General features: G+C 47.4%; 4 protein-coding genes. 2 read left to right on the forward strand and 2 right to left on the reverse strand.

The window, feature by feature from the left end:
* Nucleotides 1–70: 70 nt before the first annotated feature.
* A complete protein-coding gene (gene crtD / locus ACTIE0_RS23535) occupies nucleotides 71–1,636 on the reverse strand; it encodes a C-3',4' desaturase CrtD (protein WP_006624164.1) in 1,566 nt (521 codons plus the stop codon).
* A gap of 362 nt (nucleotides 1,637–1,998) precedes the next feature.
* On the opposite strand from crtD, the gene ACTIE0_RS23540 reads away from it, so the two are divergent.
* Together ACTIE0_RS23540 and ACTIE0_RS23545 are read left to right on the forward strand one after the other, a co-directional pair.
* Nucleotides 1,999–2,298: a hypothetical protein gene (locus ACTIE0_RS23540; protein ID WP_006616243.1), complete on the forward strand. Its 300-nt coding sequence runs from the start codon at nucleotides 1,999–2,001 to the stop codon at nucleotides 2,296–2,298.
* Nucleotides 2,299–2,307: 9 nt separating this feature from the next.
* On the forward strand, nucleotides 2,308–2,730 hold the full coding sequence (locus ACTIE0_RS23545; protein WP_006616244.1) for a heavy metal-responsive transcriptional regulator: 423 nt from the start codon (nucleotides 2,308–2,310) through the stop codon (nucleotides 2,728–2,730).
* Nucleotides 2,731–2,748: 18 nt separating this feature from the next.
* On the opposite strand, the gene ACTIE0_RS23550 is transcribed toward ACTIE0_RS23545, so the two are convergent.
* Entirely contained in the window at nucleotides 2,749–2,943 is a 195-nt protein-coding gene (locus tag ACTIE0_RS23550; RefSeq protein WP_006669249.1) for a hypothetical protein, read from the reverse strand.
* Nucleotides 2,944–3,111: the final 168 nt, after the last annotated feature.

The raw sequence follows: 3,111 nt of genomic DNA on the forward strand, positions 1-3,111 counted from the left end.
GGGCTGGCATTTTTGGTCTTCTTAGTCATCTCGTCCTCTCCATTATACGTCCTAAGTGTTCTGTCTTGTGCTATACTGCGCCGCCCTCATGTTTTGGAGGGGTGAACTGGTTTTCGAGTTGTCGGACTACGGTTAAAGCTGAATAGGATACCCCTGCTGTTCCCTCTCCGGGGTGGGTACAGTCTCCCACTAGCCATAATCCATTAATGGGGGTACGATTGGAAAAGCCAAAGGGTCCAAAGGTGGAAATCCGCTGACCTACACCACCGACAACGCCTTGGTCACGCGCGGTATAACGGGCGAAAGTGCGGGGGGTGGCAGCACAGGAATAAATGATTGTTTCTGGGGTAAGCTGAAAGTAGGAACTTAGACGATTAATGGCCTGTTGGGTGTATTCGTGTTTGAGTTTCTGATAATCTGGGTTATGCCACCATTGCTGCGTATCTGTGAAACTAGAAGCAATAATGGTGGCTTGTCCGTGGGGGGCGCGTCCGTCCCCTGGGTGGCTGACGGAAACAAATAGGGAATTGTTTTCGCCAATGGGTCGGTTATAGTCGTAAAGAAATTGGAGATGGGGGGGGCATTCGGGGGGAATGGCTGACTGATCAACTCCTAAATAAATGACGAAAGCCCCAGAAGCTGGGGGGAGTTTATTAATACGGTGGTGGTAAATGCGATCGAGGGGATTGGTGGAAATGTGGTTTTCCCAAGCTAATAGCTTAACTATGTTCTGAACTGTGACGTTAGCAACTACTAGATCGGTGGTTTCTCGCCACACTTTCCCGGTTTTTTGATCGCGAATTTTGACCGCTACGACTTGACGGTTTTCGGTTTCGATCGCTTCTACGGTATGACCCATTAATAGGGTTCCTCCGTCCCGTTTCAGGCTGGCTACTAGGCGATCGCTTAATACTTGCATACTCCCCTGTAAATGATAGAGTCCTTGGGGTGATTGGGATACTCCCAACGCTGTGGCTGCATACAGTAATGCCGTTTCATCGGCGTTCACCTGGGAGTATAATTTTAATTGTAAATCCAGAAAGGTTTTCAGACGGCGATCGTTGTCTATTCCATAGATCCGCAATAGATCCCCTACCGTCAATAGGGTAAAAGGTAGGGTAATCATGGTATCGAGACGCAAGGCTTTCACCAGTTGCACTAAATCCCACCAATTCCGAGGAGGTAAAATCGGATCGCGACTTTGAAACCGCCAACTAGCTTCAAATAGAGTTCCCATTAATTGCCAAAACTTTTCACTCCCTGGGAACTGTTCTTGTCGTTCCTGCTGCCATTTTTCTGGGTCTCGCCAAACTCGAATCGGCTGGGTTTCTCCGGGTAAAAATACCGCACAAGCAGGGTCGCAGAAGGTGGCGGCTGGTAAGTCTATTTCTAATTCCGAGAAAATCCGATGATGAATGCCGCCGGGTTCTAAACCAGCCACTTGGGTCGCCCCTACATCAAAGGTAAAACCTTTACGTTTAAACGTGGAAGCACAGCCGCCCGGAACTATGGCTTGGTCGAGGACTAACACGGAATATCCTCGATGAGCCAGTAGTGCGGCGGTGGTTAATCCGCCTATACCAGCACCAATTACAATTACCCTATTTGGACGGGGAAGGTTATCAATTTCTTTCATTAATTATTAGGTGGGAATGCTGGTTTTGGATTATAGCAAATTTTGGGGAATCTTAACTACCTATTTTGGCTCTGTATTGTGTTAAAATCTAATCGGGCGGGTGGTGAGTAGGTTTGTCAAACTATCCCGGTTTCCAGTTCACCGAGACTGAAGTTATAATCGTATTGGGGAAGGGTAAGGGTGAGGGTCGGAGGAGTAGGGACCAGTAGGGACGAGTAGGGGGGTGATCAAAAAATTGATACCTAAGCGACTTTTCAAGTTGACCTAGCTGCCCTACAATTCACAAGGAGCCTAAATGCTGTAGCAACCTGGTTGAGTCTGATTCCGTCTAAACTAATACTAAACAGCAGAGTCAAAGTAATATGAACGCTTTGTTACCGAGAATTTTAAAGTCTGCTTACCGCAGAGAACCAATTGTCAGTTTTGTGATTACAGTTGGGGCGGTTGATACTGTAATTGGTGGTGTAACTGCGAGTTTACCGCTGTTGAGTCTCGGTCTGGGAACCGTGGGAGTAGCGGTAGCCTGGCGTTGGTGGCTTATACAGCGATCGCCAGTGGAACAACAAACCGAAACCGCGCCGGAATACTATTTACCGCCGAGTGGTTCCCGTCCTTCCTTACCTATGCTGACTCAGAATAAAAAGCCTCGTCCTCCCTACTAATGAGTTAGGTTGGGGGTTGATAAGTTGCTGAAAATTGGAGAGGTAGCGGCCGAAAGTGGTTTATCGGTGAAAACAATTCGCTACTATGATGATATTGGGTTACTCTGGCCGACTGTTGATCGTAGCAGGTCGGGTTATCGGCTATTTGCTCCGGAAGTATTGACCCGACTGGCATTTATTAAACGCGCGCAAGGGTTGGGGTTGAGTTTGGCGGAAATTGCGGAAATTCTGAAAATTCGCGATCGTGGTGACATTCCCTGTGACCAAGTGAAGCAGCGTTTACAAGCTAAGGTAGCGGATATTAATCAACAAATTATCGCCCTAGAAGGCTTGAAGGGAGAACTTCAGGAGTTACTGAGTCAGTGGGAAGATCAGCCGTCAGCGAGTCGCATGGCTGATACTATTTGCCCCAATATTCAACTGAAACCCTAAAATCAAAAGAGGGAAGGATCATTTATCCTTCCCCTGAATTGGTGATTTTGGGTTTTGGTGTTGGTGTTGGTCTTTGGGTTGGTTGGTTTGGAGTTGTTTACGCAACTGTTGCTGTTGTTTTTTTAGCTGTCGCATTCTAGCCGCACCACCTTTACCTTTGTGGTTGCGCCCTTGGCGACGCGGGGACTCCCAGCGCTTTAGTTGTTGTGCCATGGGGTTATATTATTATTTTTAGGATAATACCTATAGTGTAACTGAGTTGTGCGAGACGTTCAGGCATCAAATAGGGCTGCAATGCCCGAAAATATAGCACAAGACAGAACACTTAGGACGTATAATGGAGAGGACGAGATGACTAAGAAGACCAAAAATGCCAGCCCC

Origin of the sequence: Limnospira sp. (assembly GCF_051859755.1) — a bacterium.
Lineage (GTDB): Bacteria > Cyanobacteriota > Cyanobacteriia > Cyanobacteriales > Microcoleaceae > Limnospira > Limnospira fusiformis.

What these genes read in the sequence shown, in the direction of transcription:
- ACTIE0_RS23550 (WP_006669249.1), bottom strand. Translation starts at nt 2,943, where the DNA reads ATGGCACAACAACTAAAGCGCTGGGAGTCCCCGCGTCGCCAAGGGCGC.
- crtD (WP_006624164.1), bottom strand. Translation starts at nt 1,636, where the DNA reads ATGAAAGAAATTGATAACCTTCCCCGTCCAAATAGGGTAATTGTAATT.
- ACTIE0_RS23540 (WP_006616243.1), top strand. Translation starts at nt 1,999, where the DNA reads ATGAACGCTTTGTTACCGAGAATTTTAAAGTCTGCTTACCGCAGAGAA.